Source organism: Rhodopirellula sp. SH410, assembly GCF_055811895.1.
Genome location: NZ_CM147949.1, coordinates 5,179,447 through 5,200,879, shown reverse-complemented (window position 1 = coordinate 5,200,879; position 21,433 = coordinate 5,179,447). Strand labels below are relative to the sequence as shown.

The following is a 21,433-nucleotide window of genomic DNA, read 5'->3' as shown; positions in this document are numbered from 1 at the left end:
TCAGGCCGGCCGATTCGATGGTTGGCGCGGTCGGGAGTCTAAAAATTGCAACTGTTGGTGCAACATCGCGACCGAAGGCATCGGATGCGACGAATTTTCACCCGTTTCTCTCCTTCGCACCTGCTCTTGGGCGACCGCTCGCAGGGGGCTGCCGAAGATGAAATCGACCTCCATCGCTCGCCCATGGAGGAAATCCAGCCGCATGCTGCTGTCGTAAGGCACCATCGTCTCGGTGTGCTGCATCGTTTTCTCGACCGCTGACTCGTCGATGGAAACGCCGCAAAACGCCGCGCCCTGATAAACCTCGCGGATGATTACATCGGCAAGATCCCGCGCCGCTGGGCAATTCATGATCTCGTCCGTCGCCGCATCAAGGACCACCGACAATCCATTAAAGGGAATGTTCCACATCAGCTTCCGCCATCGCGCCGCGGCGAGATCGTTCGTCCACTGCGCGTCGATCCCTGCACCGATCATGTCGCTGAGGATCTGTTGTCCCCGCTGGTGCGTCGAATCGGGCTCTGCCGACTCGTTGGCTGCTTGCTTGTAGACGCCGAAGACGATTCGGCCGTAGTCCAGGTGCCGAATGTGACCGGGACCGACCTTGTTGCTGCATAGAAAACAGCAGCCCCCAAGAATGCCATGCGCGGCAACGGCAGCGGCCGCCGCGGACTCGACGTCGAGCCCATTTTGTAAAGACAGGACCACACCGTGCTCGGCGACGAGATGCGGCAACATGCTCGCAAGCAGATGATTGTTCGTCGACTTCAACGCCACGATCACGACGTCGCAGGGCGGCATGTCCGCGGCATCGCGATAGATATTCGGATCCGTCACGACAAAATCGCCACGCACCGAATCGATCCGCAAGCCATGCTTGGCAACGTGATCGTAGTCGGAGTGCAAGAGGAAATGCACGTCATGTCCGGCGTGGGCGAGCATGCCACCATACAAACCGCCCACCGCTCCACTACCCAAAATCGCATATCGCATCACAGAAACCTACTTCAGCACGGGGCACACGTCGAACCATTCTCGCTTCTGGTCGAGCATCCATTGGTTCGCTTCGGGGGGGCCCCATAAGCCGGTTTCATAAACCAGCAGCGGTGGCGCCGCGGGGCTCTTCCAGGCTTCGAGAATCGGATCGATAATTCCCCACGCCAGTTCGACTTCGTCACCACGCGAAAACAAACTCGCATCCCCCTGGACCGCATCGAGCAACAGACGCTGGTAGGCATCCGGCATCGCACTGCCGCCGATCGAGTCCTGGAAATTGAAGTCCAGGTGACTCGTGCGAGTTTTCATCCCCGCGTCGGGAACCTTGGTTTCAAAGTGCAGTTGAATCCCCTCGGCCGGTTGCACTTGGATCACCAAGCGATTGCCGAGCGCGGCGCGATGCTTGTCACCAAAGAGCATGTGCGGCACATCTTTGAACTGGATCACAATCTGCGTGGTGCGACAGGACATGCCTTTTCCCGAACGCAGATAGAATGGCACACCCTGCCACCGCCAATTGTCACAGTACAGTTTCAAGGCGGCGAAGGTAGCCGTTTGGCTATCTGGCGGCACGCCCTCTTCCTTGAGGTAGCCCGCGTATTGTCCACGCAACGTGTGGGCGGCGAAATCGCCCCCAGACATATTGCGAACCGCGTGCAGCACTTTTACTTTCTCGCCGCGGACCATGGTCGCATCAAACCGAACGGGCGGTTCCATCGCGGTGATCATCATCAGTTGCAAGAGATGGTTCTGAAACATGTCTCGCAGAATACCGCTGGTGTCGTAGTACCCCGCACGCCTGCCGACGACGACTTCCTCCGCCACGGTGATCTGAATGTGATCGACATAATTGCGATTCCACAGCGGTTCAAAAATACTGTTGGCAAATCGCAACGCAAAAATATTCTGGACGGTTTCCTTGCCCAGATAATGGTCGATGCGGTAGATCTGCTCTTCGTCAAAGACGTTGTGGATCGATTGATTAAGTACTTTGGCGGTCTTGAGGTCCGTACCGAACGGCTTTTCAATGATGACTCGGCGGGTGCCGTTGTCTTCGCAAGCCAATCCTGCAGCGCCGAGTTGTTCGATCGCCGTTTTGTACAACTGTGGCATCGTCGACAGGTAGTACACTCGCCCGGTCGGTTGGCTCTCTTCGATTTCACTGAGAAACGACGCCAGCGACTCGAACGAGGCGGCGTCCTTAATATCTCCGGCTTGGTAGAAGAGGTTCGGTGCGAAGGTATCCCACTTTTGGCTATCGAATACTTTGCCTGCATACTTAGCCGTCGTCTCGCGGAGGCTCTCACGCCATGCGTCGTGCTCAAACTCGCTGCGAGAGACCCCCACGATCCGGGTCTGCTCAGGTAACCGGCCCTTGGCGTGAAGCTGATAGAGTGCAGGGATCAACTTGCGGCTGGTCAAATCGCCGCTAGCTCCAAAGATAACAATCGTGTTGGACATGGAAACCGTGTAGCCAAAGTAGGGAAACGAGTGGACGCGGGCGTGAACCACTCGATACTCTACGAATCATTGGCATCCGTTGCGAGACCCCCGTGTCGGCGGCCATTGCCGACCGGCGGCTCCGCCCCGTCGCGAGGAACGGGGCCGTATCAGCTCAGACGGACGAAGCCGTCTCGCTGCATCGGATTCCTAGCCTACGAGTCCATCGAGCAAACCGGTGCTGTCGCCGACCGACTCGGCGGGCGTGCCCATGCAATCGAGCATCGACAGGAACAGGTTCGCCATCGGTTGTTCATGCTCATATCGCATGACGCGTCCGGTCTGAATCTGACCTCCTGCTCCCCCTGCGAGAATCAATGGCAGGTCGTGGTGGGTGTGACGATTTCCATCGCCCAATCCACTACCGTAGAGCACGAGCGATTGATCCAGCAGCGAGCCATTCGCATCATTGGTCGCATTGAGCTTCTCGACGAAGTACGCGAACTGCTCAACGAGATAATGGTCGATCTTCTCGATTTTCGCGACGATATCTTCTTTGTTGCGGTGATGGCTCAGCCCATGGTGTGCATCATTAACGCCAATCTCGCTGTACGACCGGCTTCCACCTGCCGTATCAAGCATCAAGGTGGCGACCCGGGTGGTGTCGGTTTGAAAGCCAACGACCATCAAGTCGAACATCAAGCGAGCGTGTTCGCGGAACGCGGAAATGCGACCATAGGGGACCTGCAGATCGGGCAGCGAAGCGAGGTCTTCCTCTTCGGTGCGTTCGATTCGAAGTTCAATTTCGCGAATGCTCGTGAAATACTCGTCGAGTTTCCGTTTATCCGTTTCACCGACCTGCCGCATCAGTTTGTCCGTGTCGGCACGCACGATATCGAGAATGCTGCGACGTACCTCGCGTCGTTCTCGCTGCGCGGCGGCATCGCCGCTGCCGAACATACGCTCAAACGCCAGCCGCGGGATCATCTCCTTGGGCATCGGCTGGGTTTCATTTTTCCATGAAATGTTCGACGAGTAGGCACAGCTGTAACCGGAATCGCAGCTGCCCGCGTTACGACTGCCTTGGAGCCCGAGTTCGAGGGAGGGCAAGGTTGTCTTGCCCGCCAGCGCCGTGGCGGCGACCTGGTCGACCGAAATCCCCAAGCGAATCGCACTGCTGGTCTTTACCGGACGGGCAGCTGTCAAGAATGTCGATCCGCCCCGTGCGTGATCGCCCGCACCGTCCTTCCCAGCCCGACCGTTGTCGAGCACCAAATTTTCGATCAAGTTGATCTTGGACTTCACGGCCGAGAGAGGCTGCAGGGTCTCACTGAGCTCCCAGTCGCGTGAGACAACGTTGCCTGAGTGGCCCTCGGCTTCGAGTTGCCCGTCTCCGCCCCGGGTGTAGCCCTTCACCTCTGGCCGCCACTTGGGCTGGATCACACCGTTGGGCACAAAAATGCACGCCATTCGCACGGGAGCCGAGCCAGCGTCACGATCGGCGGATGCAAAGGCGCTGCGAGCCGCTGGAGTCATCGACTCGAGTAGCGGCAGGCCAAGCGACATGCCTGCGGCCCGCAGAAGTGTCCGCCGCGGCAGACGTTGGCCACCTTGCGGACAAGCCGGGATGCTGTTGGATGACATCATCGTATTGTTCGTCGTCATGGCGAGGGTAACTCCGCTTGATGGTTTAGGAACGGTGGGCTGAGAATGACTTGCTCCAGCAGGTCACGCACCCGGAAATCTTGATCTTGAGTCTCTGCCAAGATCGCTTCAACAAAACATCGATCGCTCGGTCGCAACTCACGACCGATCGCAAATGATAACATGCGGCGCACCGCAGTTTCAGCTAGACGCTGTTGCTCGGTCTCGGCGAGCAACGTCGTCAGTTCGGCGGCACCCGCGAAGGAACGGCCCCCTGGCAATTCGCCAGTGGCGTCGAGACGTGCCGGATCGTCCGCTGCCCGCATCTGACCGAAGTGATCAAAGTCCTCCAGGCCGAAGCCGAGTTGGTCCATGACACGGTGGCAAGACGCACACCCCGGATCGGCCCGATGGAGTTCGAGTTGCTCTCGCAGGGAAGCGTTCGCCGAGGCCGTTTCGGTTTCTTCGAGCGTCGGGACCCCTGGTGGTGGGTCCGGTGGCGGCGTGCCGAGAATATTTTCTAGGATCCATTTGCCCCGCAATACCGGTGAGTTCCGCGTGGGGTAACTCGTAATCAACAGTACCCCGGCATGCCCCAAGATCCCTTTGCGGCCGCTGCCGCCCATGTCGACCGCCGCATACCCGTTGGTGGCTTTGTCGGCGGGAAACTCAACCCCGTACCAATTCGCCAGTTCCGGACCGACATAGGTCGTTTCGGAGGTCAGTAATTCCCCGATGGGCCGATTTTCTCGCAGTAAATGCAAAAAGAGTTGTTCTGTTTCTGCCGACAGCATTTCTGGCGTGAGCGTGTCCGCAGCGGCCGCCTTGCCGGTGCTGTTGGCCGCAAATTCACTTAGATCACGAGAGTCGAGATTGCCCAGAGCAAACCACTGGCGTGCGAACTGAGCACCGAGCGAATCGGACTTCGGGTCCGCCAACATCCGCCGCACCTGCTCGGCTCGTTTGTCCGGATTGACGAGTTCGTTGCGTTTCGCCGCTTCCAGCAATGCTTCGTCCGGCAGACTGCTCCATAGAAAGAACGATAGTCGCGATGCGAGTTGAGTCGATGACAGTGGAACGGGATTGCCCGCCTTGGCGATCTCACGTGCTTTTTCGTCTTCGGGAACTTCGATTCGAAACAGGAATCGCGGCGACACCAGGACAGCGGAAATGGCTACCTGCATCGCGTCGTAGTACGAGTCGCCACGCTCACACATCCGCTCGACCAAGTCGACGTAAGGCGTGAGATCCTCATCGCTGATTTCGCACCGGAATGCGTGGCGGAGCAGTGGCCGCAGGCTTTCCTTCGCCGCCGGTTTGACATTGCGATATTGCTCACCACGGCGCTCGGGAATTTTACTCAGCAAACTTCGCTGACCGGGTGGCAGGTCCTCTCGCGTTGACGAACTGGGGCCTTTGACCTGGAAGCGGTTGTATCGCATCGGGAATTTCTCGGTGTCGATTTTGCCATCGTGCCGCAGTGCTGTGCCCTTAGCGAGCCGTGTTTTTTCGAGCTCCGCATTGTCGATATTTGCGATCGGCTCAAAAACCGACTGATCGACTTGCCAATCAGGATCGTCCTTGAGCTTTTCACGTTCACTGGCAGGCAGCAGCGGCGTCCGAAAGAAAAATCGATGTGTGCCGGCGTCGAGTGTCATCTTAATCGACTCGCGATCGTCATCGCCGCCGCTGTCGCGAAGGTCATGCTCGAAAATTGCTCGCAAGGTGCCGTCGGCAGAGTGCATCGTCGAGATGACTCGGCTCAGTGATTTTCGCTGCGAAGAGGCAACCACATCAATCGTATACTCGCCGCGAACGGGGATCTCGACATCGAACCATGCCATCCCATCGGCGGTGATGGATCGTTGTCCAAATGAGCCTGTTTTGGTTTCGCCAATTATATAGAGCGTGTCCCCGGCAAAAGTTTCGTTGACCTGTGGCAGCGATTCGGGATCGATGATGATCCGTTGGGTCACGTCTTCGGCGGCCGTTAGATACTTGTCCATCAACATGGTTGAGAGCGACAGTACGTCGGCATTGTTATCGAATCCACCGCCGACTTCATCGGACGGAAACGAATCGGCAGGTTGGAAATCGATCTGAAACAGGTCGCGGATTGCGTTGTTGTATTCGGCCCGATTGAGCCGCCGAGCTGTCGTGCGTCCCGGGCGGGGCCGCAGGTCACAGGCGGCATGAAACACCAGCGAATCGAGCTGATCGCCAAGCTTGCGCCGCTCATCCCTGTCGGGTAAATCGGCGTCGTCGGGCGGCATCGCCGCAAACTCAATCATGCTGACCGCGTGAGTCGCCAGTTCGCTATTGGCCTGGACACCTGCGAGCGTTTCCAAAAGCGTCAGGTCGACTTCCGCTTCGGGATTGTCTTCGTTGTGGCAATCGACACAGTACATCTGCATCAGCGGCCACCCTGTTTTCGCCCACTCATCGGCGGCAATCTCGGTCGGCGTTGGGTTGTCGACGGCACTGGTGTCAATCCCCGGGGCAGGGTCAGCCGCCCGGGCGACCGACTGCGGCAGGGCCATCAATTCGATGCTGAGTATCGAAATTGCGATGACGAGCATCGAACCACAACGCACTAACCATGCAGGTAGGACGAAGCGATGAGCGCCACCAAGTGAGGGCTCGAAAACGATCATATAGGTGGGGGAGGGAGGGAGGCGGGGGGAGGGGGGCGACCGATGCAGGTCGTGTCGGTCGAGGTCAGGCGACTCGTCCAGTGCACCGGGCGCCCGTTATGTTAAACAACGCCCATCATATTAAACACTCGCAACGAGGGGGCGTTCCGTCGAATGCGAGCGGTTTCTTGAAATGGATGGATCGGCGAAGCGATCCGGCGACACCGAATCAGTCTGCCGAGACGGCGTCTGCGGGCACGAGGATCTCGCCCAAGTCATTCACGCCAGCCTTCAAGTCGACTTCAAAACGCTGACGCTTCCAATCGGTTTTCTTGCCGCCAACAGTGACTTCGTCGAGTTTGCCGCCTTCGAAACGAACGGCGAACTCAATCTCTTTGCCTGCGGGCAGTCCTGTGATTTCAATCTCGCCGCTCTCGTTGCTGACGTCCGCGAACGGGTTATCCAAAACAACGACGTAGGCTCGCATCCACGGGTGAATGTTGCAGTCAACTGGAATCGGCGCGGGCTCTTCGTCCTTGAGCACGATGTCCTTTTGTTGGCCCGATGGGATCATCAGGTTTTGGGCTGTGTTGCGAATGAAGTTCAAGTTGGCGTTGTGCCCGATGGGATCGGGGTTGGTGATTTGGAGCGTGTCGCCGGTGTGCGCCAACACGACGTGTGGCTGAAAACGGCACTCGTCATTGGCGAGCACGTGCGTCGTCGGGGTGTGAGTGGTCTTTGGCAAATCTTTGCCGCTGGATCGGCTGTATACGTGCACAATCACGTTCCGGATCCCTCGATCCTTCGCGTTGACGATCAATTTTTCGTTCGGGATGTCGTGCGTACCGCAGTAGTTCTGGTCCTTCGTTGGCGTGATATTGCTGACCGGCGGCGGGGTTCCGTCGTAGACAAACCGCATTTTCAGCGTCGCGTCTTGGGCGGTTGCGGTGCTGACCAGGCCGACGGCGGCGAAGGTGCTGGTCAGGGCGAGCATGGCAGCACGCCGGATAGGGGATTGAATTTTCATCTCGAGGGGATTCTCCAGTTGCTACTAATGAATGGGGAGGACGTGGAAACTTTGAGGCCCAGCGAGCCGTGGCATCACCGAGAAAGCGGCCTGAGCACGCGACGAATCGCATGATTCCAAAACTTGAAACGCGAACAAAGCAGAACCGGCGAGCGAAATCGCAACAACCGATTCAAGTATCTACCCACATCCGTGGGCGGATTTCCAGTGGCGGGGCAGGTAATCTGCCTCATTCACCCGCCAGCGGTGTGAAAATCAACAGTAAAACCTGATCAGGAAGGCGGGATGGATGACCGCTGTGGGCCAACGTGAACCTTAATTGTATACCTTCGCGACGGAAATGTCCAATGCGTTTTCCCATTGTTTGGTGGGATCATGCTTCGGTGAAAATCGAAATTCGTGTAGCATGTGATGCTCCCGGAAACACCCGTCCTCCCCAAAAGCCTGCCTATTATGACCGCAGCGTCGCCCGCCGCCTCGTCGCAACCGTCGGATCTCGATCCCCAAATGCTCACGCGATTGGCCCGGGATCCCGCCGCCCGGATTGACGAGGTGATCGCCTACTACCGTCGTGCTCGCCGGCCAGTAGAGCTCTTTGAGGCGCTCAAGATGAAGAGCCGACTGAAATTTGGGCTGCCCATGGTCGCCCCTCCGGACGAGTCGATTTCGATGTCAAGCGATCGCGACATCGAAATCCAACGGGGGCTCGAAGCGGGCTTGCTCGACGCCTGCCGCCAGGCCGGTGCGATGCTCATCGAGAGTGGCAAGGTCGGCGAGGGCTGGATGTACCTGCGGCCGATCGGCGACCTCGCCTTGGTGCGCCGCTTGCTCTCGAAAGTCGAGATTACCGACGATAATTACGACGAAATGTTACACGTCCTGCTTCACGAAGGCGTGGATCTGCAGCGTGGCTACGAGGCGGCGATCGCCCGTCAAGGAACCTGCAACTCGATCACACTCTACGACAGCGTGATCGCCGACCGATCACGCCAGGATCGGAAAATCGCTGCCGAGTGCTTGCTCCGGCACCTGTACGGGGAACTCGACAGCCGCGTGCGGGAAGATTTTCAGCAACGTGCCAGCGAAAATGGGGTGCCCGCGGAAAAAATCGAGGCGGATCGTGAGAATCTGTCACTCGGTGAGCTCACCACGAAATACAAGTGGATCCAAGGGGCCGGCGGCTACCACCTCGACACCACCCATTTGTCGTCCGTGGTGCGGTTCGCGATTATTTTGGACGATCCCGAGCTGATCGAAAAAGCCCTGGAGTTATGCCAATATGGCCGACGTCTGCCAGCTGATTTTCAGTACCCGGGGACAGAACCCTTTGTCGATTTCTATCCCGCCCACACGGCATTCTTCTCGGCACTGCTCGGGAAAAACGTCGATGCGGCACTGCGACTTTTCGAGCAAAAAGCGCGCACCGTCGAGCCTGGCGTGCATGGCAGCGGTGCAATCGAGACCTACATCGACCTGCTCGACCGGATCGGTCGGCCTGGCGAGGGGCTGCGGGCGGCAATGAAATTATTTCCTGAGGACGTCCCGGTCGGCCGCGTTCTGCCGGAGATGATCGGCATGGCCGAACGAGCGATCGCGGGCGGCGACGCGGAGATTGCAGGAGAATTAGAGAAATTCTGCTTCAATCAGGGCGATTTGCTGGGCGTTGCCGCCGTATCTGAACTCCCATCCCCGAATGTTGCGTAAAGCGGTAGGATGGACGTGGATTCGACGCTAGAGTGTGCGTTGTGGCGTACGGTTTGCGTTATTGCTGAGCGTACTGCGAACGATTCGCCAATTTGACAGTCAACGGTATTTACCGAAGCGGGGAATTTTCCTGCTGCCGTGAGGGGTTCGGAACCAGATTTGAAGTTTTTGATTTAAGGACGAAAAACATGTACGAACGGTTTACAGACCGAGCCCGGAAAGTCATGCAGTTGGCTAACCAAGAGGCTCAGCGATTCAATCACGAATATATCGGCACCGAGCATATTTTGCTGGGGTTGGTGAAAGAAGGCAGTGGCGTTGCCGCCAACGTGCTGAAGAACCTCGACGTCGATCTGAGAAAAATTCGTCTCGAAGTCGAAAAGCTTGTGCAAAGCGGTCCCGAAATGGTGACCGTCGGCAAATTGCCGCAAACTCCACGTGCCAAAAAGGTCATCGAATACTCGATGGAAGAGGCGCGGAATCTGAATCATAGCTACGTCGGCACCGAGCATATTTTGCTCGGATTGCTGCGGGAGCAGGAAGGCGTTGCCGCCCAGGTGCTGATGAATTTGGGCTTGAAGCTCGAAGATGTCCGCGAGGAAGTCCTGAATCTGCTCGGCCACGGCCTCGAAGGCGCCGAAGTCGGCGAACGGGGCGGACGCACTGGCGAAGGGAACGACAGTGGTTCGAGCAACAGTGGCAAGAGCGGCAAAAGCAAAACGCCGGCCTTGGATAGTTTCGGTCGCGACCTGACGGAATTGGCACGCAAAGGCGAACTCGATCCCGTCATCGGTCGGGAACGAGAAATCGAACGAGCGATCCAGATCCTCTGCCGACGTACCAAAAACAACCCTGTCCTGCTCGGCGAAGCAGGGGTCGGCAAAACCGCCATCATCGAAGGCTTCGCACAACGCGTCATCAATGGTGAGGTTCCCGAAATCCTCAGCGAGAAACGCATCGTCGTGCTCGACTTGGCAATGATGGTCGCCGGTACCAAGTACCGCGGTCAGTTCGAGGAACGCATCAAAGCCGTGATGACGGAAGTTCGCCGCGTTAAGAACACCATTCTCTTCATCGACGAACTGCACACCCTTGTCGGTGCCGGTGGTGCCGAGGGCGCCATCGATGCTGCCAATGTGCTCAAGCCCGCACTCGCTCGCGGTGAGATCCAGTGCATTGGTGCGACCACGCTCGACGAGTACCGCAAGTACATCGAAAAAGACAATGCGCTGGCGCGTCGTTTTCAAGAGATCATGGTCGAACCGACCGGCAAAGCCGAGACGATCGAGATCCTGAAGGGACTGCGTGAGCGTTACGAAGAGCATCACCGTGTTCAGTTCACTGACGACGCGATCGTCGCTGCCGTCGAGATGAGCGAACGCTACATCACCGCCCGCTGCTTACCGGACAAAGCGATCGACGTGATCGACGAATCAGGCGCGCGGGTCCGATTGCGGTCGATGACCCGTCCACCAGATTTGAAGGAAATCGACGAGCAAGTCGAGGCGCTCAACAAGGACAAAGAGGACGCTGTCGCCAATCAGGACTTCGAAAAAGCCGCGAACCTGCGTGATCAAGCCGAAAAACTTCGTAAGAAGAAGGACAAGATCACTCAGGAATGGCGTGAGAAGAGCCAGCAAACCGATGGCGTTGTCGACGAAGAAGTGATTGCCGAAGTGGTCAGCAAGATGACGGGCATTCCACTGACGCGTCTGTCGACTGAGGACTCGATGCGATTGCTCAAAATGGAGGATGAACTCCACGAGCGGGTCGTCAGCCAAGAGCAAGCCGTCACAGCGATCGCGAAAGCGGTTCGACGTAGCCGTAGCGGTCTGAAGGATCCTAAGCGGCCCACCGGTTCATTCATCTTTGCCGGCCCCACCGGGGTCGGGAAGACGTTGCTCGCCAAGGCGCTCGCCGAATACATGTTCGGTGATCCGGACGCGCTGGTGCATATCGACATGTCCGAGTACATGGAAAAACACAACGTCAGCCGCTTGATCGGGGCACCTCCCGGATTCGTCGGCTACGAAGAGGGTGGCCAGCTCACCGAGAAGATTCGACGTCGTCCGTACGCCGTCGTGCTCTTCGATGAAATTGAAAAAGCACACCCCGACGTGTTCAACATGCTCTTGCAAGTGATGGAAGAAGGCCGGTTGACCGATTCGTTCGGTCGCAACGTCGATTTCCGCAATACGATCTTGATCATGACCACCAATGCGGGTGCCGAAGCGATCAAGAACGAAGCAGCATTTGGTTTTGCGAAACCGGACGGCGATGCGAGTTACGAGTCGATGAAGGCACGGGTGATGGATTCGATCGAGCGAGTGTTCCGACCTGAATTCCTCAATCGTCTCGATGACACCATCATTTTCCGTCACTTGACCACGACCGACCTGAAGGGCATCATCGACTTCGAATTGCAGAAAGTTCGCGAGCGTCTGCTCGATCGCGGCTTAGCGCTCGAACTGACCGACGATGCCAAAGAGTTCTTGATCAAGAAAGGCAGTAACCTGGATTACGGTGCCCGGCCACTGCGTCGTGCACTCGAACAACGGATCGAAGATCCCTTGGGCGAAGAATTGCTGCGGGGAACCTTTGAAGGTAAGGACACGATCGTGATCACGGTTCATCGCGACGATTCGGGTAAGGTCACCCGACTGAACTTCGACGGTGAAAGCCGCGGTCTGCCGCCGGCCGACGATGCGGAAGAAACCGTCGGTGCCGCTGCTGGAACGAGCGAGAAGGAAGCCGACCCCGCCACCGATGAGCAGTCCTAGGTAGCGGCCGGATCCGGATTTAATATACGAAAAGCGTCTGAGCAATCAGACGCTTTTTTCGTTGGGACGTGACCGCCAATGCGTTTTTTAAGAAGTGGTCACCGGACGAGTTCTTTGGAACCTTTTCAATTACCATTTTTACTTTTTCAATCTCCACCTCATCACGCCGCGCCGATGACCACGAACGAATCTTACGAATCCGTGCCCTATCCCGACTTCGTCCACCCACGCACTAACCCCGATACCATCGCGGCAATGACGCGGCTGTTCGGTGCGGCGCCGCCGAGCCCGCTGGATCAGTCGTGCCGTGTACTGGAGTTGGGCTGTGGCCAGGGCGGCAACCTGATTTCACTGGCGTCGCTGTATCCGGATTCGCAGTTCCTCGGCATTGACCTCAGCCCCAACCATATCGCAGCGGGGCAGGCATCCATCGACCAACTTGGGCTCAGCAATATTGAGCTGAGGCAGGGCGACGTCAGTGAGTTCCCGGCGGACTCGGACACTGCTCACGGCAATGCCGCCTTTGACTACATCCTCGTTCACGGTGTGTATTCCTGGGTGTCCGAAGATGTGCGGCACCATGTGCTTCGCATTTGTCACGACCAACTGTCGCCGCACGGTGTGGCTTTCATCAGCTACAACACCCTGCCGGGCTGGCACGCCAAAGCCATGGTTCGGGAGATCATGCAGTGTCATGCAGCGGCCCATCCCGATGAGCCGCTGCAGATGATTCGGGATGCCAAGCGTTTTATTGCCGACCTCACCGAATCGGTGCCAGAGTCCTCGGGCTATGGAAAGCTGTTGCGAGAGCAGTTTCATGGTCTCTGCCAATCCGATGAGTCCTACCTGTTTCATGAACAGTTCGAAGCCATCAACGAACCGCGGTACTTCAAAGAGTTCGTCAACGAGATCGAACCGGCGAGTCTACAGTTCATTTGCGAATCAAGTTTCGCGTTCGTCCCCTCGCAGAGTGCGGGCATGCAGCACCGGCTCGCGACGATGCCGATGCTCGAACGTGAACAAACAGTCGACTTTTTGTGCAATCGAACGTTTCGACAATCGCTCATCTGTCGCAATGACTCCGGTGCGACGATTGGTGAAGTCCCGGACTCGGATGCGATTGGCGATCTGTTTTTGTCCACCGAAGTGAGTTGTTTCGACGTCGATGATCACCCGCTCACCGACACGCTGCCTGAGGGTGAGATGCGCATTGCGAATCCCGACGGAGCAACCGCGACCCTTCGCGGCGTCGCGACCATGGCGGCGATGTTGCGATTATCTCAGATCCGACCGGCTGCCGAGTCCTTCGCGCAGGTTTGGCAGCATGTGCTCGCAACGGTACCGAACTGCGAAGACTCCCATGCCACGCGCACCATGCTCCGGGAGGAATTGCTGCAGCTCGCCCAGGTTAGCATGGTGCGTTTCTCGACCGGACCGCTACCGCTGACCCACTGCCTGTCCGCCACGCCGAAAACCAGCCCACTGGCGCGGTGGCAGGTCGCGCGAGGCGATGTGGTCACGTCGCAGCTTCACCAAGCAATCCGTCTGGACGACGCCACTCGAGAGATGATCCGTCTCTGCGACGGCGCCAACGATCACGATGCCATTGTTGACGGCATGCTTCAATTTGTCTCTCGCGATGGCGTCTCGCTGCAGCACGACGGTGCGGCGGTCACTGATCCAGAATTGCTGCGAAAGCTCGTGGCCGAAAAGGTGCCGCCCAACTTAAAGAACCTGGCGGAAATGGGATTCCTGCAGGCATGAGCAGTGGGCGTGGAACGCCATTCACCGCTGTTCAAGTGCCTGCAAAGGCTCAAAGTCCAGCTCACCATCGACATCGCTATCGGCTCGGCGAGTTGGGGTATCTTCCGTGGGGCTGAGGTAATCTCCCAACGTAGCCTGCCCCTGCGTTTGAGGAGTCGGCGAATCGGAATTCGATGTTGGTTCGAGCATCGCATCAGGACTTGCGGCTGCGTTGGATAGTTTCAGCCATCCCGTGCTGCCTGGGGAAATCATGGTGTCGGCTACCGGCGACATGCTAATCGATGGCGAGAATTCGGGATGTGGGCATGCCTGATTGCATGCTTGGCATCGCGGGCAGCCCTCCCGTGCGCGCCAGAACATCATTTCGTCGACACAGGACCGCGACGCGACGAAGATGCGGTCACCCGGTCGCAGTTGGTAGTTCGATGCCGTGTTTCCGAGTTGTACGATCTCGCGGTAGCAAACCGGCAGCGTCACGCGGCATTCACAGGGCTCCGATGGCCGGGACAGCAGGATCTTGCAGGGGTTGGCGCTGGTGTTCAATCCGCCCGCCGACACGATGGCATCGAGCACCGTTTCGAAACCCGATAATGGATACGCACCCGGCGCGTTGACCTCGCCGAGCACATAGTAGCGATGGACGGGCTCGAGCAGTCGCACGTTGATGGCGATCGAGTCACAATCCTTAGACGTCTCGGCGATGCTCCCACGGGATTCCTTGGGCTCACACCCCACTCGTCGACACGTCTCCAACTGCTCGCGTGTTTGGAAGTCGATCTGCTGCTCGATCAACGCTTCGGCTTGCTCGAGATCTTGCCCCGCCAGGACGATGCGTCCGTAGGGGCCCAAGTCGATCGTGCCATCGGCTAGCACCGTTTGGTCGGCGGGCAAACGCAGGTCACGATCAAGACTGACCGGTTCGATCAGCACCGTGTCGCCGGGCTGTAAGCGGTGCGGCGGCAGTATCGTCTTGGCATTCTCGCGTGCCATCCCGCTGGGAATGCGCGACTGGTCAAGGACGGCTTCAGCCTCTTTGGTGAGTGCATGCCCCGAGGTGAATGAGAGCCCCAATGCACTGCATCCGCTCATGAAGGCAGTCAGCACCAGCCACATTCCCAGCCAAGACGTGCTCGTCCAGTTCACTTTTCGATCCATCGAATCATCCTTTTGAGTGGAATCCATTCCACAACTACAATCGGACTCATCGGCCGCTGGTAGCTTGAGAAACATCGACTGGCATCGCAATCGGCACAACCCGAGCAACCCGAGCATGCGATTGCGGGGAAGGGGGAATTCCGCCGGTCAGGAAAACGCCGAGCAGCACTCTTTAGTCGCCGTTGGGCGGATTCATCGCTCGGATTCATCGCTCGGGGGCATCGCTCGGGGGCATGGTGCCGAGCGAGAAATCTGGCCACGGTTCACCGAAATGTTGCCGCCGACGGGACAATGGTCCCATCCTACCTTCAAAAAAAGCTTCACTGCATGCCCGCCAGGGGATCATATCGCCCCGCACGCCGCCACTGGGGCGGTGATTGCGTTGCCAGGTGGTGGGGCGCGTGCGCCCCTTGCGAATCCAGTGTCAAAAGCGATAATTGCCACAGAATTCGCGGCTATTTGTTCCACTGGGGCACTCGCGCGGCGGATCGTTTCACCCCACTGTCTCCCCCATTGCTAGAGGAACTATCCACCATGGCACTTGTCCCCCTTCGCGTCGTTCTCGATCACGCTGCTGAAAACAATTACGGCGTCGCCGCGTTTAACGTCAACAACATGGAGCAGATCCAGTCGATCATGGAAGCTGCTGAAGAGACCGATTCCCCGGTCATCATCCAAGCCTCACGTGGCGCCCGATCTTACACACAGGACAACTACCTGCGTCACCTCATGATCGCCGCCACGGAACTGTACCCACACATTCCGATCGTGATGCACCAGGACCACGGCAACAGCCCTGAAACATGCCTGTCGGCGATCGATAACGGCTTCACCAGCGTGATGATGGACGGATCGCTCGAAGCAGACGGCAAAACACCTGCCGATTACGAGTACAACGTCCGCGTCACGGCCGAAGTCGTTCGCGCTGCCCACGCTCGTGGCGTCAGTGTCGAAGGCGAACTCGGTTGCCTCGGATCGCTCGAGAGCGGCGAAGGCGAGCAAGAGGACGGCCACGGTGCGGTCGGCGAACTGACCCACGATCAATTGCTGACCGACCCCGATGAAGCGAAACGTTTTGTGGAAGAAACCGGCGTCGACGCCCTCGCCGTCGCGATCGGTACCAGCCACGGAGCCTACAAGTTCACGAAAAAACCGACCGGCGAAGTGCTGGCGATGAGCCGCATCGAAGAAATTCATGCCATGTTGCCCAACACGCACCTCGTCATGCACGGCAGTAGCAGCGTGCCGCAAGAATTGCAGGACATCATTAACAAGTATGGTGGTGTGATGAAGCAAACCTATGGCGTGCCCGTCGAAGAAATCCAACGTGGTATCAAGAGCGGTGTGCGTAAGATCAACGTTGACACCGACTGCCGCATGGCCATTACCGGTGCGATTCGTAAGGTCTTCGTTGAAGATCCAGGTGCCTTCGATCCCCGCGCATACCTGAAGCCCGCCCGTACCGCCATGAAGGACGTTTGCGTCGCCCGGATGACCGCGTTCGGCCAAGCCGGCAATGCCGCCAAGCTCCGCAAGTGCCTCGGCACCACTGCCTAAGCAGTTCGCTCAAGCCTGGGCGGGTAGCCGATGGGGCGACCCTGTATCTGGTCGTCCAGGCTTTTTTTCACCGCGCCGATCCGCGGTATCATGAGACAGCCTCGGACGTGCGTCCGGGTCATGGCACGCGGCGACTTTGCCGCCCAAAAATGCCAACGCTGCTCACCTTCCTGTCGCTGCCCGCCCCCATCGAATCGTCGCGGGCGTGACCGCCCGTTCGGGATATGCCGATTAGCGGGTCCGTGCCGATTCAGTAGCGGTCGGGAGTGTGCCAAGTCGTACTTTCTTAGCTGCAGGTGCGGGCATCGTTGACTATGGTAGTGGAAGGATCACGTCCGATCCGCCAATCGACAGCTCCCTCACACAATCGTCGCGATGTTCCCATCTACTACTGACCACCCCAATCGTATTACTGGCATCCTCACACCGACGATCACGCCGGTGGACTCGGCGGGACGCGTTGATGAAGATCAGCTGCGCGGCTATATCGATTGGCTAATCGCACATGGTGTCGACGGGCTGTATCCCAACGGCAGCACCGGCGAATTTGTCCGTTTTTCGCCACAAGAACGCCGCCGGATCGTGCAGGTCGTGATGGATCAAACCGCCGGGCGGGTACCCGTCTTAGCCGGTGCGGCGGAAGCCAATGTGGACGAAACGATTGCCGCCTGCCAAGCCTACGGTGAGATGGGCGTCAGAGCGGTGGCGATCGTGCCCCCGTTCTATTACCAGCTCAGTAGCGACACCGTCCACGCGTACTTCACCCAGATCGCTCGCAGCGTCGATGTCGATGTGACGCTCTACAACATCCCGATGTTCGCGTCACCGATCGATGTCGAAACGGCAACGCGTCTGGCGTTGGAGCAGCCCCGCATCGTCGGTATCAAGGACAGTTCGGGTGACCTGCCAAACATGCTGCGAATGATGGCTGCGATTCGGCCGCAGCGAGATGATTTCTCGTTCTTGACCGGTTGGGACCCTTCGCTGGCGCCGATGTTGATCGCCGGTGTGGACGGTGGTACCAACGCGTCGAGCGGCGTCGTCCCCGAACTGACGCGGGCGATCCACCGAAGCGTGTGTGCGGGGCAAGTCGAAGATGCCATGGCTCTACAGTACGACTTACTGGCACTGTTCGATTGCATGATTGGGTTGGGCGAATTCCCCGATGGTTTCCGAGTCGGCGTCCAGTCACGCGGCTGGAGACTGGGTGACGGTCGAGTGCCCTACAGCGATGCTCGCCGCAGAGCCCTTGCCGACGCCCAGCCCAAAATTGATGCGATGGTCAGAGCGGTCCTGCAGAAAACCGGGCAGGGATCACAATGTGACGCGTCCGGTTCCGGCTCGGCGCGAGACGAGCAAGCGTTCTCGCCCCGCGCGCTCGAGTCCGTCGTCCAGCAAGTGCTGCAGCGACTCGGAACAACGGCATCATAACCCGCCGCGTGGTTGCTTTTTCCAGTTCGCTGGCTCCCATGAGCCGAATGCCGTAAGGCATCGGGTAACACGCACCCCGCCGCGTGGTTGCTTTTTCCAATTCGCGGGCTTCCATGAGCCGAATGCCGTAAGGCATCGGGTAACACGCGCCACCCCGCCGCGCGGTTGCTTTTTCCAATTCGCGGGCTCCCATGAGCCGAATGCCGTAAGGCATCGGGTAACACGCACCCCGCCGAGTGCTTGCTTTCTCCAGTTCACTGGCCCCATGAGCCGAATGCCGTAAGGCATCGGGTAACACACGCCCCGCCGCGTGCTTGCTCTTTCCAGTTCGCGGGCTTCCATGAGCCGAATGCCGTAAGGCATCGGGTAACACGCGCCACCCGGCCGCGTGTTTGCTTTTTCCAGTTCGCGGGCTTCCATGAGCCGAATGCCGTAAGGCATCGGGTAACACGCACCCCGCCGCGTGTTTGCTTTTTCCAATTCGCGGGCTCCATGAGCCGAATGCCGTAAGGCATCGGGTAACACACGCCCCGCCGAGTGCTTGCTTTTTCCAGTTCGCGGGCTCCATGAGCCGAATGCCGTAAGGCATCGGGTAACACGCACCCGGCCGCGTGGTTGCTTTTTCCAATTCGCGGGCTCCCATGAGCCGAATGCCGTAAGGCATCGGGTAACACGCACCCGGCCGCGTGGTTGCTTTTTCCAATTCGCGGGCTCCCATGAGCCGAATGCCGTAAGGCATCGGGTAACACGCACCCCGCCGCGTGGTTGCTTTTTCCAGTTCGCGGGCTTCCATGAGCCGAATGCCGTAAGGCATCGGGTAACACGCACCCCGCCGCGTGGTTGCTTTTTCCAGTTCGCGGGCTCCATGAGCCGAATGCCGTAAGGCATCGGGTAACACGCACCCCGCCGCGTGCTTGCTTTCTCCAGTTCACTGGCCCCATGAGCCGAATGCCGTAAGGCATCGGGTAACACGCACCCCGCCGAGTGCTTGCTTTTTCCAGTTCGCGGGCTTCCATGAGCCGAATGCCGTAAGGCATCGGGTAGCACGCACCCCGCCGCGTGGTTGCTTTTTCCAATTCGCGGGCTCCCATGAGCCGAATGCCGTAAGGCATTGGGTAACACGCACCCGGCCGCGTGTTTGCTTTTTCCAGTTCGCTGGCTCCATGAGCCGAATGCCGTAAGGCATCGGGTAACACGCACCACCCGGCCGCTTACGCGACTCGGCTCAATCGGCATTCGGTTAGCCGGACTTGCGAGCCGATTCGCCGGTTGTTGCTTGGGCGGCGGGGGTATCCCGGAGCAGCTTGGTGTACTCGTCGACGCCTTCTTGCTCTTGGAGCAAAATGTCTTCGAGGAATACCACGAGGCTACGATCGGTTTCGGCGAGTTCGAGTGCCTTGGTGTACATTTCAACCGCTTTGGACTCGAACGCTAAGCTGAACTCGAGTACTTCTCGGAGGTCCTTGCTCTGTTTGATTTCGTTGCGGGTCGCGACGGGAACACCACCCAAGGCGACAATCTTGTTGCCGATGAGGTTGGCGTGGCCGAACGACTCTTTCGCATCGCCTTCAAATTTCGACGCGTAAACTTCTCGCCATAGGCCTTCGATAATGAACGAGGCTTGGGAGTACTGAGCGACACCGGTCCACTCATGCTTGAGGATTTCGTTGAGGCAGTCAATCAGGGCTTCACTGGCCATGAGAATAATCCCTATTTCGGGTAGGTGAGGAACGAGCGGAACATTACTGTCTGAAATTGTGGTCGAACGCTCCGCGGTCAATGATTCCGACCGCGGAGCGTTCGGCCACTTATTTTCCGTTCGTTCCTTAGGCGGCTGGAGGAAGCTTTCATCTTCTCACAAGTTGAGCTCGCCGGAAAGGGCGTCGGCGAGACTGGCGGGCATTCATTCGCCCCCTCGGTGAGGGGGCGTGCGTCTCGTCGAACGCAGTCACCGTCGCTCGACGGTGGAGCCTCGATTCGAGTCAATGCAGCTACTTGGCAGCATCCCACTCGGCAGCCTGCAAATCGCTCAATCGGGCCACGACTTCGGGCCGCTCGGACGCCAGATTACGCGTTTCCAACGGGTCGGTTTTCAGGTCAAACAGTTCGATGGTCTCGGGTGCCGAGGTGTATTCCTTGTCAGGCCGCCGCGCACCGGGGATGAGCAGTTTGTCCCAGCCATTGATGATCACCTGAGTCACCAGGCTTTTTTCCGGCTTGTCCAAATCGGCGATGTCGTGGGTATAGCCTTCCGCGAAAACTGATTTTCGCTCCTGCATCGCCGGGCGATCGAGGATATTGATGCCGGGAAGATCCGCGGGCACGTCCAATCCGCATGCGGAAAAGATGGTTGGCAGGATGTCGAGGATCGACGCGAGCGTCTCGTCATCACGCTGCGGTTCTACTTTTCCGGGCCAACGTACGAAGATGGGGGTGCGGATTCCCATTTCAAACGGTGACAGCTTCGCTCTGCCCTGCCGGTTCGCATCCCAGCCGTTATCGGCCAAATAGATCACGATGGTATTGTCGGCCAGGTCGTGCTCGGTCAGGTAATCATCGAGTTCGCCGCAGGTTTGGTCAAACCATTCGACCATCGCGTAGTACTTGGCCGCCTCGGCGTTGAGGCCTTTGTTCTGGTACTTCGCGAGCAATTTTTGGGGCGGGTTGTGAGGTTGGTGAGGGAGCAGGGGTGCGTACCAAACGAAGAAGGGTTTGTCCGCGGCTTGAGCATCTTCGATGAAATCGTAGATCGGCTTCATCGACTTTCTGCCGATCGCGAGACCTTCGCCGCCATGCCGTCCTTCTTGGTTCGTCATGCCCTGAGTGAACCCAATCTCCTCCGCCGTGACGTTCCAAAGTTTGCCTGTTTGGAAGGTCACATAGCCAGCTTCGCCGAGCGATTTTGGCAGGATTGGCGAATTGGCGAGCAATCTCTGTGAAAGTGGGTCTCGGTCGAGTTTACCCTTGGCATTGACGGCTTTAATGCTCTCGGTACTCAGGTCGTTGCCCGTGATCCCGTGGGAGTGCGGCATTCGTCCGGTGAGCAAACTGGCCAATGATGGCGAGCACACTGGCATCACGTACCCACGAGTGTACAGCAGGCTCTCGGCCGCCATGCGATCGAGATTGGGGGTCTGTGCGATCTCGCTGCCCATGAACCCATAATCGGTAAAGCCCTGATCGTCCGAAATAATCAGGACCACGTTGGGCGGTGCAGACTCATCGGCCTGCGTGGGCGATAGGGCGAAAACACTCGCCAGGATAACGGCGAGATTGGCAATGAATTTCATGTTGGGTTGATC

The 21,433-nt window shown here is 58.3% G+C and carries 13 protein-coding genes; 5 read left to right on the top strand and 8 right to left on the bottom strand.

What is annotated here, in order from left to right; all coding sequences use genetic code 11:
* The 5 genes from SH410x_RS18960 to SH410x_RS18940 all read right to left on the bottom strand — a co-directional run bounded on the left by SH410x_RS18960 (position 1) and on the right by SH410x_RS18940 (position 7,740).
* Complete coding sequence (locus SH410x_RS18960) at positions 1-993, bottom strand: putative 2-dehydropantoate 2-reductase (RefSeq protein ID WP_473669886.1); 993 nt, start codon at positions 991-993, stop codon at positions 1-3.
* A gap of 9 nt (positions 994-1,002) precedes the next feature.
* Positions 1,003-2,457 (bottom strand): glucose-6-phosphate dehydrogenase, encoded by a 1,455-nt coding sequence (gene zwf, locus SH410x_RS18955; RefSeq protein WP_473669884.1) that lies wholly within the window; start codon positions 2,455-2,457, stop codon positions 1,003-1,005.
* A gap of 189 nt (positions 2,458-2,646) precedes the next feature.
* Entirely contained in the window at positions 2,647-4,083 is a 1,437-nt protein-coding gene (locus SH410x_RS18950) for a DUF1552 domain-containing protein (RefSeq protein ID WP_473677345.1), read from the bottom strand.
* 14 nt (positions 4,084-4,097) lie between these two features.
* Complete coding sequence (locus SH410x_RS18945) at positions 4,098-6,734, bottom strand: DUF1592 domain-containing protein (protein ID WP_473669882.1); 2,637 nt, start codon at positions 6,732-6,734, stop codon at positions 4,098-4,100.
* 208 nt (positions 6,735-6,942) lie between these two features.
* Positions 6,943-7,740: a methylamine utilization protein gene (locus SH410x_RS18940; RefSeq protein WP_473669880.1), complete on the bottom strand. Its 798-nt coding sequence runs from the start codon at positions 7,738-7,740 to the stop codon at positions 6,943-6,945.
* A gap of 453 nt (positions 7,741-8,193) precedes the next feature.
* On the opposite strand from SH410x_RS18940, the gene SH410x_RS18935 reads away from it, so the two are divergent.
* The 3 genes from SH410x_RS18935 (at position 8,194) to SH410x_RS18925 (ending at position 13,988) form a co-directional block, all read left to right on the top strand.
* Positions 8,194-9,444 carry a hypothetical protein gene (locus tag SH410x_RS18935; protein WP_473669878.1) on the top strand — a complete coding sequence of 417 codons (1,251 nt, stop codon included), beginning with the start codon at positions 8,194-8,196 and terminating at the stop codon, positions 9,442-9,444.
* A 188-nt stretch (positions 9,445-9,632) separates the two neighbouring features.
* Positions 9,633-12,224 carry an ATP-dependent Clp protease ATP-binding subunit gene (locus SH410x_RS18930; protein ID WP_473669876.1) on the top strand — a complete coding sequence of 864 codons (2,592 nt, stop codon included), beginning with the start codon at positions 9,633-9,635 and terminating at the stop codon, positions 12,222-12,224.
* Positions 12,225-12,398: 174 nt separating this feature from the next.
* On the top strand, positions 12,399-13,988 hold the full coding sequence (locus SH410x_RS18925) for a methyltransferase regulatory domain-containing protein (RefSeq protein ID WP_473669874.1): 1,590 nt from the start codon (positions 12,399-12,401) through the stop codon (positions 13,986-13,988).
* A 21-nt stretch (positions 13,989-14,009) separates the two neighbouring features.
* On the opposite strand, the gene SH410x_RS18920 is transcribed toward SH410x_RS18925, so the two are convergent.
* Entirely contained in the window at positions 14,010-15,143 is a 1,134-nt protein-coding gene (locus SH410x_RS18920; RefSeq protein ID WP_473669872.1) for a polysaccharide biosynthesis/export family protein, read from the bottom strand.
* A gap of 534 nt (positions 15,144-15,677) precedes the next feature.
* Here SH410x_RS18920 and fba point away from each other — a divergent pair.
* Both fba and SH410x_RS18910 read left to right on the top strand, forming a co-directional pair.
* Positions 15,678-16,700 (top strand): class II fructose-bisphosphate aldolase, encoded by a 1,023-nt coding sequence (gene fba, locus SH410x_RS18915; protein WP_473669870.1) that lies wholly within the window; start codon positions 15,678-15,680, stop codon positions 16,698-16,700.
* 375 nt (positions 16,701-17,075) lie between these two features.
* On the top strand, positions 17,076-18,131 hold the full coding sequence (locus SH410x_RS18910; protein ID WP_473669868.1) for a dihydrodipicolinate synthase family protein: 1,056 nt from the start codon (positions 17,076-17,078) through the stop codon (positions 18,129-18,131).
* A 1,240-nt stretch (positions 18,132-19,371) separates the two neighbouring features.
* Here SH410x_RS18910 and SH410x_RS18905 read toward each other — a convergent pair.
* Together SH410x_RS18905 and SH410x_RS18900 are read right to left on the bottom strand one after the other, a co-directional pair.
* A complete protein-coding gene (locus tag SH410x_RS18905; RefSeq protein ID WP_473669866.1) occupies positions 19,372-19,830 on the bottom strand; it encodes a ferritin-like domain-containing protein in 459 nt (152 codons plus the stop codon).
* Positions 19,831-20,122: 292 nt separating this feature from the next.
* Positions 20,123-21,421, bottom strand: a complete 1,299-nt coding sequence (locus SH410x_RS18900; RefSeq protein WP_473669864.1) for a sulfatase family protein — start codon at positions 21,419-21,421, stop codon at positions 20,123-20,125.
* Between the last annotated feature and the right edge of the window lie 12 nt (positions 21,422-21,433).